Genomic DNA, 14,568 nt, shown 5'->3' with positions numbered 1-14,568 from the left:
AACTAATAACCAATGAAATCAATCACATTTTGCAAGTTCAACAACTTGAATTAAATCCCAATCAACACAGTATGAACCCTTTTCCAATTGTATGTCATTAATTCTAATAAAAAAATATTTACAAGTATCTACTACTAACTCAGGAAATTTAACGGAAGAATCCCTCCTAAATGATAAATTATTCAGTAAGTCTATATTTAGTGTGGGATTACTTGAATTAATATTAGCAAGAGAGTTTAATCGTATTACGACGGAAAATGATGTATCAAACACATACTCCTGATCAACTACCTCCCTCAAATAATTTGCTTTTCCAAGAAACTTAACACCATTATCAAAACCTAAGTCGCTCTGAATCATATAAACGAAATTGATTCGATAAATTCCTGGAACTGGAATTGTCTTTGCATTTAATTTCCCGAATCTTTCGCAAAGTTTAGAATATTCTTCAAAGTATTTAAAACTTTCCGCATCAAAAATTTCCCTTTCTGAAACAAGAATTATTTCGTATCCAGGATACAGATTTTTAAAATAATCCATTGTCTCATTAGAGGTAACATATATTTTAGGTACATCATTATTAGAATTATTTTCGGGATCAAATAATGGGTGTCGTACCATTGGAGCTTGACCTTTCATATTCATAGAGAAATTGATATTATTATTTTTGTAGAAAAAATCCCATTCTATACACGAAGCATCAACTTTATTAATTCTAAGATTATAATAACTAATATTATCCCATAAAAAAAATCTTCTTTGATCGATATTATTATTCTTAAACCAATCATCTTTTGGGTTTTTACATTCATCTATAAGACACTTCAAGTCTATCGTTAATTCAAATTCATCGAAAAACAAATCATCTTGATCCTCTTTCCAATTACAGACAACTTTCATGGTATCGTTAAAAGCCTTATCACAGTCACCAAGCACACGTATCACCTTATAAATTCCTTTAATAGGCAGTTCTCTAGCTGGGTCTAAAATATTATATATCGAAGAATGTAATATTTCATATTGTTTTCTGAGGTTAGCTACATACCCTGATCGTTTCATTATCATATACTTTTAATTTTTATAAAAATTTGATCTCGCTAAATAATTTCAGCAACAAACTCATTCAAACTCCACTAATCTTTCGCTACAATACCAGTCTTCCCCATTAAAAAATATTAAATCTGGAAGCTTTTGTGCAACATGATATTTAATAACTCTTGTAGTTTTATCAGCAAATCTCCATTGGTTCACTAACACTAATTTATGCTTTGGTTTAGTTAGTTTTTTTCTACTATTAAGTTTTGGGCTCCAAAAATTAATAATAATATGCTCTATCTTTTCTAATAAATACCTTGAAGTAGTTGCTATCTCCACTTTGCCAATCCAAAAATCAGGCTCAGACTCTAAACTCCAATGCTTATGTTTACCGTCATTCAATCTTTTTCTGACTTTCCTCATAGTAATGCCACTATAAAGTATAGTTTTATGTATATCTGTAGTATCTCCTTTATTTATCTTTTTTAAATCTTTATTTGAGTACCCAGTAATCATATACAAACATCTACTAAATTCAACTTCTTTAATTGTTGTATCATCATATGGCCCATACCAGTTAATTACATATGCATTCATCCCTCACCTCCTTTCATAATATCCTCCCCATCTATCTCCCTCATCACCCTATCAGTCTCGACAAGCGCCTTGATGATTTTCTGATAATGCAGTATATCGGAGAAATCTAGGGTGCGGCCTTTGCGGTCTTTGAGCCATTTTTGAGCGGGTTGGTAGCCGCCGATGTAGAAGTTCCAGGCGAGTTCGGGTACGCCGTCGAAGTATTGTTCGGAGTTGATATAGACTTTCCCCGTCATTGCGAGGCTTTTTGCCGAAGCAATCTGTTCCTCTGATACAGATTGCTTCGCTCCTGCGTCGCTCGCAATGACGAAGTGCGGCTTCTCGACTTCGTTTTCACCACCTACGGGGTATTGGGTAATGTAGTCGTTTAGACTTGGGCTTTCCATCAGGTGCAGGGATCGGAGTTCGCCGCCTAGGGCGACTAGTCTCCAGAACTCCTCCACATCGGTAGGATAAGGCACTCGAGGGAAATCTATCTTCAAAAATTCCTTGTACGTCTCTCTATAGCTCGGAGAGTGCAACACTGCATAGATGTAATCCAGCAAATCTATCGGCGCAAACATGGTTCTCGTGTCACCCTGAGCGACGTCGAAGGGCTCCGCAACAAACTTCAACCCCAATCCCTTGGCGATTTCTGCTACGATCTTTGGATCAAAATTGGGAGTTCGGGTGCTTGTTGAATCTAGGGAAAGTTGGGAATCGGAATCTGGGTAGAGATAGAGAGGGAAAACAGCTGATTGAGTAGTCCTTTCACCACATTTAGCCTCCATTATATTTTTTGTAATAAAAAAATGATCACACGATTCTGATTTATTACTTCTTGCCGTAATAAGTCCTAAATTCTTTTCACTAATTAGATTTCTCATTATATTAAATCTAGGGTAACAATGAAATCCTTTAGAATTTCCGGTATAAAATGTCACTCTTTTATCAAATGGTCTATATGATATTTGCTCAAATGAACCCTTATTTGGATAGTTATTATTTAAATCATTTCTTGCAAAAGCCACTTTCCAATCTCTTACATCTTTACCTAAGTCAAATTTTCTACGAGCTACTTCATCTTCTAAAGACAGAAACTCTTTAATAGTCATTTCAAGATCACATTTATTAAAATGAATCGTAAAATTATCTCTAGCTGTAACTATACCTACTGATGATTCATTAAACAACTTAGAAATTGACATTCCTTTTTCATATACACTTTGTTTTTTATCATCTCGTCCTATAAATGAATAGAGTTGAGGTTTAACAACAATTTCCTTAAAGTCAATTTTTGAGAAGCAAGTATTAACTAAATATCTATATTTGGCTTCCCTTTTACCATAAAGATCTTTATGAAACAATTTTGATAATTTATCATCATTTTTTGGTGACTTTTTAATAAAGATATTAATTGACACACCCTGTTTAATATCGAAAATATTTTCATCCTTGCTTCCATCAGGCGCAGTTTCTTTCTTGTTAGAATTTCCATGCAAATCAATGGTATAGATTTTATCAAAAGTTTTTAGCAGATTCCATCGCATTCCTCTGAAGGTTGGATTATCCAAAAATCCATGGGGATTGATAAAGGCTAGAATACCAGATCCATTTTTCTCTATAAAGTGCTGTCCATAGCGGATGAATTTTACATAGTCATCATTGATCCATTTTGGATTTCGCTCTTTAAGTTTCTCTTTTCCTCCAGGTTCTTTTTTATAATCCTCCATCAGATTCATAATCCATTCGCCTTTATTCGAGCTTTCTCCACTATAAGGTGGATTTCCAGCTACGATCATCACAGGAGCATCCCGCTTGATCTGATTGGCTTCGTTGGCCTCGGCAGAAAGCCAGTTGGCGAAGAGCGTACCTGTATCCTTGTGGTATTCCTCTAGGCTGTTGGTAAGGTAGATGCGGAAGCGTTGACCTTTGGTGCCCGTATAGCCAGTTTGCTTGAGCACCAGATCCAGCTTCAGATGCGCCATGGCATAGGATGCCATCAGGAGCTCGAAGCCGTTGATGCGGGGCAGCAGGTGATTTTCCACATAGGAATTCCATACACCCTGCTGTCCTTTGAATTTGGAATAGATATGATTGATCGCCTCCGCCACGAAGGTACCCGTGCCGGTAGCCGGATCGAGGAATTGTACTCTATGTACTTCCTGATCCACTTCCCGCATACCGCCAGAGAAGCGTTTGTCGTGCGTAGCGATGGGTACTTTGATAGTGGTTTTGGACGTATCCGCCAATCCCATCGGCAGGTCAAATTCATCGATCAGAATATCATCCACAGCACGGATGATAAAGTTCACCACGGGATGCGGCGTGTACCAAACCCCACGGGCTTTGCGCAGCTTGGGATCGTAGGTACTCAGGAAGGTCTCGTAAAAGTGAATGATGGGATCCTCGGTCTGGGTGGCTTTGCCGAAGTTGCTCAGAATGGCGTTCACATCAGCAGCCCGGAAAATATCCGCCAACGCATCCACGATCCAGGTGATTCTATCGTCGAGGTCATAGCCAGCGATGTATTGGAATAGCTTTCGCAGGAAAGGATTGGACTTGGGAATCAGTTCGGCAGCTTCCTGTCTGGAAAAGGAATCTAAGGTCTCGTCGTAAAGCCGCGCCGCAAACATCCCGTAGGAGATCGTCTGGGCATATACATCCGAAAATTCCTTTGGCGTAATGTCATGAATCAGGATTTCCTTGAAGGCATTCATCTGCTCTTTCAAGGTGGAATTCTCCTGATTCATCACATCCGAATTGAGGGAATTCTCGATCACATTGGCCAGCATTCTAGCTTTGCCTGCCATCATCTCAGCCAGTTTCTTTGGGCTTTTGATACTTTGGCTGATATGCGTGGTAAACTCCTTGATGAGGAGTTCGAAAGCAGGGAAATTATGGGGAAGGGGAAGGATTTTTCCACCATCCACCACACCGATGCAAATGGAAGTAACGAGTTCCCCGTTTTTGTAATAGTAAAAGTCGAGGTAATCGGTAAAGATCAGGTTGTCCAGAGATCCTTTGTATCGGTCGAATTGCTCTTTGTTTCCGTTCTTTTTGACGCCTTTCAGATCTGAATCCCCTATGTCTTTTGCTTCAATGAAGCCGACGGGAATTTCCTTTTTATTCGTAAGAATGTAATCCGGAGCACCACAGGCTTGACGCTTAGGTTCGTTGGTCGCGGAGATGTTAGGAACGAGGGACTCGATGAGGTTTTGTAAATCACCACGAAAAGTATGTTCAGTAGCGTGACCAAGTTTATACCTAGTATTTATACTCTGGAGGTAATCAGATACAGTCATGAAAAATGGGTTGGTAAAAAAGAACTCCCTAAAGATATCATTTACCCTGAAAACGAAAAGCAGTTTTTATGTGAAGAAATGGAAAAATCATAAAGAGTTATTGGCTGGTATGCACATATCATACACCTTCCGTCGGTATCATTTCAGCTTCACTAAGCGTAGCCCTCGATAATAATCGGTATTATCTACGCTTTTCTGTTTTTTTGGGATTTGTAATTCCTTTCAAATAAGTTCAACCCTTGTAGGGCCGCTCTATGTTACATCACAGATTCCTTTTCCACCACAGGATCTCAAATGTGTTCGACTTTAGATTTTAAATCTTTAACTCCCCTGGTTTTGGCGAACTGGCATTGAATCACTTGACATTCCCGCGGCCAAAACCCAAAAACTTTGCCTTATCAATTTACCCCCGGTTGAAACCGGGGGCTATAACATAATCCGCACCGACGGTGCTCGTTACTTTAAAAAATTTGTTTCAAAACATTGCGCCTCTGCGCCTCCCCATAGCTACGAAGAGCGGGAGCTAATCTGATGTTATTGATTTTTTTAACGTTGCGCCGCCGCGCCGCCGCGAGCAATTTATTCTACTCGCTCTTCAGCACCTTAGCCGGATTTGTTTGCGAAGCCACATAAGAATGAATACCGACGATCAGCAAGCAAATTGCCATCACTCCCAAACCGGCTGCAGCAAATATTAAATAAGGCATTTCCACTCGGGTTTTGAAGCCATTTAACCAGTCATTGAGGAAGTAGTATGCTGGAAATATTGCGATGAGGAATGAAACTCCCACCAAGATCATGTACTCTCTAGAGATCAAGAAAAGAATCTGCTGTAAAGTGGCTCCCAAGACTTTTCGAATGCTTATCTCTTTGGTGCGCTGAGCAATGGTGAAACTGGAAAGTCCAAACAATCCCAAACAGGAAATCAAAATCGCCAAGCCACAGGCAAAACCCAGCACGTTTTTAATTTTCACATCTTCCTGATAGAACCTATCTATTTGAGTATCCAGAAAATTAAAAGAGGCTGTTTCATAAGGATAAACCTCCAAATAAATCTGCTCCAATCGCTCCTTTGCTACGGCCAAATTTTGATCGGAATTAAGCTTCACATTCACCGATTGAAAATAGGCTGGATTATAGGTGAATAGCAATGGGCGAATTTCCTCACGGAGCGTTCTTGAGTGAAAATCTGCAACCACACCTATAATTCTCACCTGCTCTTGGCTATAAGTAACCTCTATCCCAACCGCTTCTTCTATCGAAGCAAAACCAGCTTCCTTCACAAATTGCTCATTAACCAATATCTCATCGGCTCTGTCTATACCGTCTGAACCTGCCAGTAGAGGAATACCATTAACACTTACAAAGGCTGAATCCACATTCATCACTTGTATGTACATCTCCTTCTCTGTGGTGTCCACAGGAATCTTGACATCCGAAGTCCATAAACTTGTGGACGACACCAGACTACCGCTCAGACTTGCACTCTTCACTATTGCTTCCTGATTAAAGCGGTCCTGAAGCTGGAGCATTTTATCCTGATCGGACATGAATGGCAGTCGGGCATACATCACCGCTTCTTTTTCAAAACCCAGCGGCTGACTCGACACATATTTCAGCTGATAGTTCAGTACCAACACCAGGATAATAAAAGCGATAGAAGATGACAATTGAATGATGGTGAGGTTCTTTCTCAGAAATACTCCCACAGAGAACTTTCCACTTCTGATCATTTCACCTTTCAAAGCACGCTGAGGATCGTAATTAGATAGAATCAGGGCTGGATAAATCCCCGTTATCAAAGTCAATAAAAGTGGGAAAGCTGTATAAAACAGTAAGTTGAAAAGCGAGAAATATTCTATCTTAAAATCCTTCGGTAAGTAAGTAATAAATAATATTTTTAGCCCTTCTACTAGTCCTAAGGCCAGAATTGTGCTAATCAAAATGATCATGAATGTCTCCGCTAGAAACTGGGAGACCAATTGAAACCGAGTTCCTCCAATCGTCTTTCTAATACCAACTTCCTTGGATCTGCTTATAGCTTGAGCAGTTTCAAGATTCACAAAATTCAAAGTCGCAAGCACCAGGATTATCAAGCCAATAAAAACTAATCCTTTGAGGAATGTTTTGGAAACACTGTTACTACCATAGGTTTGTCCAAAATGCATCGCTGTAAGTGGCTCGGCGAAAAAGCTGGTATTATACTCACCATTTTCTTCAGCCTCCATATTTTTTGCAATCAAAGGCTTGAATGCTTCATCCACAGTTTCAGGTGATACTCCCTGAGCGAGCTTGACAAAAAGCTGACTACTTGAATTCACAGAAGTCCAATCATGTAGACCATACCATTCTATTTGCTCTTGCGTTCTGATGGTGCTGTAGGATATAAAATCCTGAAAAATAAAGTCTGTGTTATCTGTATATCCAGCGATGACTCCAGTGACTTTTGCATAGATAGAATCCGAATCTACGAACATCAATTCCTGCCCTAAGACATCTGAAGCTTCCGAGCCAGGGAAATATTTATGCAAACTTGCTTCTGAGATCACTACAGATTCCGGTTGAATCAAGGCTGTTTCCGGATTTCCGGCAAGCCATTTTCTAGGGAATATTTTAAAGAAACCAGGATCAGCAAAAGTGACCTCATTAGACCTACCAAACACCTTGTTAGTATTTGGCAAAGCCACCAAGGTCTCATACATAGTATAGAGCCTGCCTTTTCCTTCGATTCCTGAGATCTCATCCTGAATCACCTCTCCTAATGGCCCTGGAGTTCCAGAATTAGGAAAACTTCCACCATCTCCCCAATCCGTCAGGGTATTTATACGGTAAATTCTCTCCTTATCTGCATGAAAGCGGTCAAAACTATAGGAATGCGACACCACATTGAATATCAAAAAGCATATCGCCACACCTATAGAAAGACCCAAAATGTGAATAAACGAACGCATCTTATTCCTAAGGATGTTTCTCCAGGCGATTTTGAAGTAGTTTTTTAGCATAAGGTAGAAATGTTAAAAGCTTGAAAAGTTATAAGGTTTTCTGTTGAACTGAGCTTCTTGTGCTTTATGATATCTGGCAATGCTTTCCACTTCCATGCCATTCAAAAAGCCCTTAAAAGACTTAATTAACCACGTTGGAACCTATTTTAGAAAACCCTATCGGACGTTTTTGTCCGATAGTGGGCGAAGTGTACTAATGTTGTACTCAGTAAGCTCTATTTTTTAATAGTAAAAAGCGAATTGGTTTGGTACTGCCTAAGAGCAAAAGACAACTATCTCTAATACTAATAACTCCACTTCATTCAAGTCCCACTACTTCGACAGCAGAAACACGGTGGTAACTTGATTTTTAATAAATTGTCAATAAGTAACTTACCACCGACCTTTTAGCCATCGCTGTAACCATGACGCAAAACCCGAAAAGCATTTTTTATCTGATCGTAGGAATAGGAATACTATTTCTTCAATCCTGTAATCCAGAATCGAAAGAAATAAGCAAGCCAAACATTGTCCTCATCCTGACTGATGACCAAGGATGGGGAGATCTAGGAATCAATGGGAATTCCCAAGTGAATACTCCCAACATTGATCAATTGGCAATGAAAGGCGTTCAATTCAGCAGGTTTTATGTGGATCCAGTTTGCTCTCCTACCCGAGCGGAGATTTTGACAGGCAGGTATCATCCGCGTGGCGGAGTATATTCTACCTCACGAGGTGGCGAACGACTGGATCTTGATGAAAAAACAATTGCCGAAATCTTCCAATCAAATGGATACAATACTGCTGCCTTTGGAAAGTGGCACAATGGCTCCCAGCCTCCTTATCATCCCAACAACAGAGGATTTGATGAATTCTATGGCTTCGCATCAGGACATTGGGGCAATTATTTCAGTCCAATGCTGGAGAGAAATGGAGAAGTGGTAAAAGGTGATGGATTTATTATTGACGATTTAACCAATAATGCGCTGGACTATATAGAAAAAAACACGGATAAACCCTTCTTCGTTTATCTGGCTTACAATACCCCACATAGTCCAATGCAGGTACCCGATATCTGGTGGGACAAATACAAGGATGCTTCCATCGATTCCACACATCGAAACGGCAGTAAGGAAAAGATAGACAAGACGCGAGCTGCCTATGCTTTGTGTGAAAATATAGACTGGAATGTCGGAAGAGTGGTGGACAAATTGGACAGTCTAAAACTCCTGGAAAACACGATAGTAATCTACATGTCAGACAATGGTCCGAATGGATGGAGATGGAATGACGGGCTGAAAGGTATCAAAGGAAGCACAGATGAAGGCGGCGTTCGTTCTCCTTTTATCATGTATTGGAAGGACCAATTGAAACCTCAAATCATCTCCCAGATTGCCAGTGCAATTGATATTTTACCTTCCCTGATGGATTTGGCGGGTATTACCACAGCATTTGACAAACCAGTTGACGGTATTAGCCTGAAGCCTCTATTAACTGAGTCAAACCCAACTTGGAATGATCGATATGTTTATAGTCATTGGAATGGAAAGGTCAGCGTCCGAAATCAACAATACATCCTTGACAGCGACAACCAGCTATTTGACCTAAACTCAGATCCAGGACAGCGTCAGCCTATTGCACAACCTTCGGAAGCTATTCTTTCTGAATTGACCAAAGCAAAAAATGAATGGATCAATAATGTGCTATCAGAACTCGACCGTGACCGTGAAGAAATATTCCCGGTAGGCTATGAAGGAAGTAAATTCACTTTACTTCCAGCTAGAGATGGTATTCCACATGGAGGCATTGAGCGATCCAGCATACATCCAAACTCCTCTTTTTTCACCAACTGGACATCCACTCAGGATAGCGTCACTTGGGATACGGATATTCTGACCTCGGGCAAGTACAAGGCGACTGTCTATTACACTAGCAAAGCTTCGGCTGTAGGTTCTACCTTAGTATTGAAACAAGGGGAAAATGAAATTAGCACTGGAATCAATGAAGCGCATGACTCTGATTTCTTGGCTATCGAATTTGATCGTTCACCGCGTGATGAATCCTATGAGAAAGATTACAAACCATTGGAAATAGGTATCATTCAATTGGACAAAGGACATCATCCTATAACCATGAAGGCTTCAGAAATAAAAGGCTCGGAATTTATAGAGGTTCGGCTGCTTGTTTTAGAGAAAATGAACTAAGTAAAAACTCAAATAAATAATCCCTAGTAAGCAATGGCCAAAACACTTTACGAGTTAACAAAAGAAGACTGGAATAGCCTTTTCCCAATTGAGATGGTAGATCATAATCCCAACTGGAAATCAGTTTTTGAAAAGGAAAAAGAAGCTATTCTATCATCGGTAGGTTCTGATGCAATACTTAGAGTTGAGCACTTTGGGAGTTCATCCATCCCAAATATCAAGTCGAAGCCTTACATAGATATGCTTATAGAGATTCCTACAGAATTACTTTTTGATGAAGACCTGATTGCAAAATTTGAAACACTTGGTTACTCTTACTTCAAGGTGCCAAAAAGAGATCATATTCCTGCTTACATGTCCTTTGGAAAGGGCTATAGATTCGATGGGAAGAAGGAGCAGATTTATCACATTCACATGTGTCCAAAAGACAATGTCATGTGGGAGCAACTCCTGTTCAGAGACTACTTGAATGAAAATGAAGACAGAGCAAAAGCATATGAAGAGCTAAAACTTGAGTTAGCATCAAAGTTCAGAAATGACCGCGGTGCCTATGTTTTAGGAAAAAATGATTTTATAAAAGAGACTTTGGAATTGATTAAAAACCAAGAATAATTGGTTTAGGTTTCTTATAAGTGGTCTGTGTGGACACAGACCACGGTGTAGAATTTTCATAGCATTGAAATGGTAAGATGACGCTTCAATAGGAACTTCATTTCCTTTGTTTTCTTTATGCCTTTTGTGGTAAACACATTTTTTACCATAAAGAAACAAAGAGCATAAAGTTTTGAAAGGAGAATTGATTTGCGTTGAACTGAGGACATTTCTATGTTTTCCTATGATTCTATGTGGTCATTATTTTTCACCACATAGAATCATAGATTTTCATAGCATTGATATGGTAAGATGACGCTTCAATAGGAACTTCATTTCCTTTGTTTTCTTTATGCCTGTTGTGGTAAATATCTTTTTTACCATAAAGAAACTAAGAGCATAAAGTTTTGAAAGGAGAATTGATCTGCGTTGAGCTGAGGGCATTTCTATGTTTTTCTATGCGTTTTTTTTCGCCACATAGAATCATAGATTCTCATAGCATTGAAATGGTAAGATGACGCTTCAATAGGAACGTCATTTCCTTTGTTCTCTTTGTCCCTTTTGTGGTAAGCACATTTTTCACCATAAAGAAACAAAGAGCATAAAGTTTTGAAATGAGAATTAATCTGCGTTGAGCTGAGGGCATTTCTATGTTTTTCTATGCGTTTTTTTTCGCCACATAGAATCATAGATTTTTATAGCATTGATATGGTAAGATGACGCTTCAATAGGAACTTCATTTCTTGTGTTCTCTTTGTGACTTTTGTGGTAAGCACATTTTTCACCATAAAGAAACAAAGAGCATAAAGTTTTGAAAGGAGAATTGATTTGCGTTGAACTGAGGACATTTCTATGTTTTCCTATGATTCTATGTGGTCATTATTTTTCACCACATAGAATCATAGATTTTCATAGCATGGAAATGGTAAGATGACCTTTCAATAGGAACTTCATTTTCTTTGTTCTCTTTGTCCCTTTTGTGGTAAGCACATTTTTCACCATAAAGAAACAAAGAGCATAAAGCTCAAAATGAGAATTGATCTGCGTTGAACTGAGGACATTTCTATGTTTTTCTATGCTGCTATATGGTCATTATTTTTCACCACATAGAATCATAGATTTTCATAGCATGGAAATGGTAAGATGACCTTTCAATAGGAACTTCATTTTCTTTGTTCTCTTTGTCCCTTTTGTGGTAAGCACATTTTTCACCATAAAGAAACAAAGAGCATAAAGCTCAAAATGAGAATTGATCTGCGTTGAACTGAGGACATTTCTATGTTTTTCTATGCTGCTATATGGTCATTATTTTTCACCACATAGAATCATAGATTTTCATAGCATGGAAATGGTAAGATGACCTTTCAATAGGAACTTCATTTTCTTTGTTCTCTTTGTCCCTTTTGTGGTAAGCACATTTTTCACCATAAAGAAACAAAGAGCATAAAGCTCAAAATGAGAATTGATCTGCGTTGAACTGAGCACATTTCTATGTTGTTCTATGCGTTTTTTTTCGCCACATAGAATCATAGATTTTCATAGCATTGATATGGTAAGATGACATTTACTTTGTTCTCTTTATGCCTTTTGTGGTAAGCACATTTTTCACCATAAAGAAACAAAGAGCATAAAGTTTTAAAATGAGAATTGATCTGCGTTGAACTGAGGGCGTTTCTATGTTTTTCCTATGCTGCTATGTGGTAGAAACAATTAACCACATAGCAGCATAGCTCGCATAGCTTTTAAATTCTCTTGGCTTGGACCTTGCCATGCCTATTTAATTTAATTCTATGTATCCTAGACTAGTCAGAAGGTGTTTTTAACATAAACCTATTTCCAAATTAAATTTTTATAACTTAATCTGTAGCGTATCATAGTTCGGCTTCGTCTGAAGAATATATACATTTATATCTTTAAACTCGAAATATATGAAACCCCTCTACTCGGCTTCCTCCCTACTTTTCTTGCTGTCGGTGTTGATATTTTCTTCTTGTGTTGATGAGGTCAATAGTTCCTACACCTATCACACCATGATGCCTATTTATCTGGAAATGAGTGACGTCAGGGCTAGAATCATTACCACTGAGCCTGCCCAACCCTTGGACAATCCTGGTAAAATCTACATTTATGAAGATTATCTTTTCATCAACGAACCCACCAAAGGGATACATATCCTAAACAATTCCAATCCTGCCAAACCCATCAACTTAAGTTTCATTCCCATAGCCGGAAACGTGGATATGGCGGTAAATGGCAAAATACTTTACGCAGATAATTATGTCGACCTACTGGCATTTGACCTCAGCAATATCAACGACATTAAGCTAGTCAAACGAGTGGAAGATGTCTTTACACATATGTACACCCACGCCACTGGAGAGATTATTACATTCCGGGATACCGTAATCACCACCGAAAGTCCTAATTGGGGAATTGAGGATGGGGGTGGATGGCTTATGAATTCAAGCATGAGCTTTTCTTCAAATTATTCAGCTGCCGCCAAAAGTTACGGGACAGGTGGTTCTATGGCCAGATTTACACTTGCAAACCTTCACTTGTATGCTGTGGACGAGTCTACCATGCGAGTTTTTGATGTCGAGAATCCGTCTGATCCTACCTTCGTCAAACCCATTGACCTAGGCTGGGGAATAGAAACCATTTTCCCTTTTGAGGACAAGCTTTTTATAGGATCCAATGTTGGAATGCATATTTACGATGCAAGTACACCGAGTTCTCCTACCCGTATGGCTGTGTATGAACATGTCCAAGCTTGCGACCCTGTGGTGGTAAATTCTGACTATGCCTTTGTGACCCTAAGGAATGGTACTTCTTGCTGGAATGGAGCTAATCAGCTTCAGGTCATCGATATCAAAGATTTATATCATCCAACGCTCAAAAAATCATATCCCATGCTCAATCCTCACGGGTTGGGTCTCGCTGGAGACTTCCTTTATATCACCGAAGGTATTCATGGACTCAAAAGTTTCAACGTCTCTGATGTGATGAATATTGATCAAAACCAACTCGAATTTTTGACCAGTGAAAAGTCTGTTGATTTAATTCCCGGTCCAAAATCACTCATCGTTATTGGCCCGGACGGCGTTTGCCAATTTGATTATAGCAACCCTGCCAAACTGAAAAAACTCAGCTGTATCCAGGTAACCAATCCTACCAAATTTTATTGATAGGTAGATGTTTCGAAAAGCCAAACTCTTAATTCTTGGATTTCTACTTTTCTCTGTCACATGTGTGGCTCAGGAAAAACTATATTTTGGACAGACCGAAATCGGATTTTTGGTGGGAAATAGCGAAGAGAAATGGGACGGAAATCGTCAAAGGCGAATTGATGTCAGTTTTATGACTTTTCATGGAGCTCATATTACCAAAAACAATGTCGTGGGATTTTCTTTAGGTATTGATCAATACGATGAAATCTCCGTCATCCCCATCACTTTGGGATGGAGAGGATTTCTTGGAAAAGATGGAAAACCAAAGATTTTTGGAGGATTAGATATCGGAGGCGGATCTACAATTCTAGAGAAAAAAGTAAGCGATGAATGGAGTAAAAGCTGGTACGAAGGCGGGTCTTTAATTAGCCCCTCGGCAGGGATTAGCTTTCCTTCGAAAAAAGATAAAACTGCTCTTTCATTCAGTTTCGCCTACAAAAGACAACAAATCTCACACTACTGGGGAACGCGAATACAGCCCGGCTCTCAAGTCATTGCGAATGACAAACTTCCTCCTGGATATAACTCTCTGACTGAAAACAACTTTCTGTTTCGAAGCTTTGTATTCCGTGCAGGCCTAATTTTTTAACTCTCTTTCTCCCACGCCAATTTATTGACTTCTAATTCGAGAAGAACTTAAGCGTAGTTT

General features: G+C 39.2%; 8 protein-coding genes. 4 read left to right on the top strand and 4 right to left on the bottom strand.

Annotation, left to right across the window (positions count from 1 at the left end; translation table 11 throughout):
- Nucleotides 1-18: 18 nt before the first annotated feature.
- The 4 genes from ESV85_RS13215 to ESV85_RS13200 all read right to left on the bottom strand — a co-directional run bounded on the left by ESV85_RS13215 (nucleotide 19) and on the right by ESV85_RS13200 (nucleotide 7,918).
- Nucleotides 19-1,059, bottom strand: coding sequence for a hypothetical protein (locus ESV85_RS13215; protein WP_146918341.1), 1,041 nt, complete (start codon nucleotides 1,057-1,059; stop codon nucleotides 19-21).
- A 60-nt stretch (nucleotides 1,060-1,119) separates the two neighbouring features.
- Nucleotides 1,120-1,632: a hypothetical protein gene (locus ESV85_RS13210; RefSeq protein WP_146918339.1), complete on the bottom strand. Its 513-nt coding sequence runs from the start codon at nucleotides 1,630-1,632 to the stop codon at nucleotides 1,120-1,122.
- Nucleotides 1,629-4,916 (bottom strand): type ISP restriction/modification enzyme, encoded by a 3,288-nt coding sequence (locus ESV85_RS13205; RefSeq protein WP_146918337.1) that lies wholly within the window; start codon nucleotides 4,914-4,916, stop codon nucleotides 1,629-1,631. The genes ESV85_RS13210 and ESV85_RS13205 overlap by 4 nt, the downstream gene beginning before the upstream one ends.
- 584 nt (nucleotides 4,917-5,500) lie before the next feature.
- Nucleotides 5,501-7,918, bottom strand: coding sequence for an ABC transporter permease (locus ESV85_RS13200; protein WP_146918335.1), 2,418 nt, complete (start codon nucleotides 7,916-7,918; stop codon nucleotides 5,501-5,503).
- Nucleotides 7,919-8,322: 404 nt separating this feature from the next.
- Between ESV85_RS13200 and ESV85_RS13195 the strand changes: the two genes are divergently transcribed.
- From ESV85_RS13195 to ESV85_RS13180, 4 genes are all read left to right on the top strand, one after another.
- Nucleotides 8,323-10,101: an arylsulfatase gene (locus ESV85_RS13195; RefSeq protein WP_146918333.1), complete on the top strand. Its 1,779-nt coding sequence runs from the start codon at nucleotides 8,323-8,325 to the stop codon at nucleotides 10,099-10,101.
- A gap of 33 nt (nucleotides 10,102-10,134) precedes the next feature.
- The gene (locus ESV85_RS13190; RefSeq protein ID WP_146918331.1) at nucleotides 10,135-10,713 is read left to right on the top strand and encodes a GrpB family protein; all 579 of its coding nucleotides are present in this window, start codon (nucleotides 10,135-10,137) and stop codon (nucleotides 10,711-10,713) included.
- Nucleotides 10,714-12,620: 1,907 nt separating this feature from the next.
- Nucleotides 12,621-13,877 (top strand): LVIVD repeat-containing protein, encoded by a 1,257-nt coding sequence (locus ESV85_RS13185; protein ID WP_146918329.1) that lies wholly within the window; start codon nucleotides 12,621-12,623, stop codon nucleotides 13,875-13,877.
- 7 nt (nucleotides 13,878-13,884) lie between these two features.
- A complete protein-coding gene (locus tag ESV85_RS13180; RefSeq protein ID WP_146918328.1) occupies nucleotides 13,885-14,508 on the top strand; it encodes a hypothetical protein in 624 nt (207 codons plus the stop codon).
- The last annotated feature ends 60 nt before the right edge of the window (nucleotides 14,509-14,568 follow it).

The sequence above is a fragment of the Algoriphagus aquimarinus genome (assembly GCF_007997215.1).
GTDB classification, from domain to species: domain Bacteria; phylum Bacteroidota; class Bacteroidia; order Cytophagales; family Cyclobacteriaceae; genus Algoriphagus; species Algoriphagus aquimarinus_A.
The sequence above is the reverse complement of the archived record's forward strand: the minus strand, read 5'-3'. Positions and strand labels throughout refer to the sequence as shown.

Bases quoted from the DNA above. Each gene is read 5' to 3' on its own strand.
- ESV85_RS13180 (WP_146918328.1), top strand. From the start codon at position 13,885: ATGTTTCGAAAAGCCAAACTCTTAATTCTTGGATTTCTACTTTTCTCT.
- ESV85_RS13205 (WP_146918337.1), bottom strand. From the start codon at position 4,916: ATGACTGTATCTGATTACCTCCAGAGTATAAATACTAGGTATAAACTT.
- ESV85_RS13185 (WP_146918329.1), top strand. From the start codon at position 12,621: ATGAAACCCCTCTACTCGGCTTCCTCCCTACTTTTCTTGCTGTCGGTG.
- ESV85_RS13195 (WP_146918333.1), top strand. From the start codon at position 8,323: ATGACGCAAAACCCGAAAAGCATTTTTTATCTGATCGTAGGAATAGGA.
- ESV85_RS13200 (WP_146918335.1), bottom strand. From the start codon at position 7,918: ATGCTAAAAAACTACTTCAAAATCGCCTGGAGAAACATCCTTAGGAAT.
- ESV85_RS13215 (WP_146918341.1), bottom strand. From the start codon at position 1,059: ATGAAACGATCAGGGTATGTAGCTAACCTCAGAAAACAATATGAAATA.
- ESV85_RS13210 (WP_146918339.1), bottom strand. From the start codon at position 1,632: ATGAATGCATATGTAATTAACTGGTATGGGCCATATGATGATACAACA.
- ESV85_RS13190 (WP_146918331.1), top strand. From the start codon at position 10,135: ATGGCCAAAACACTTTACGAGTTAACAAAAGAAGACTGGAATAGCCTT.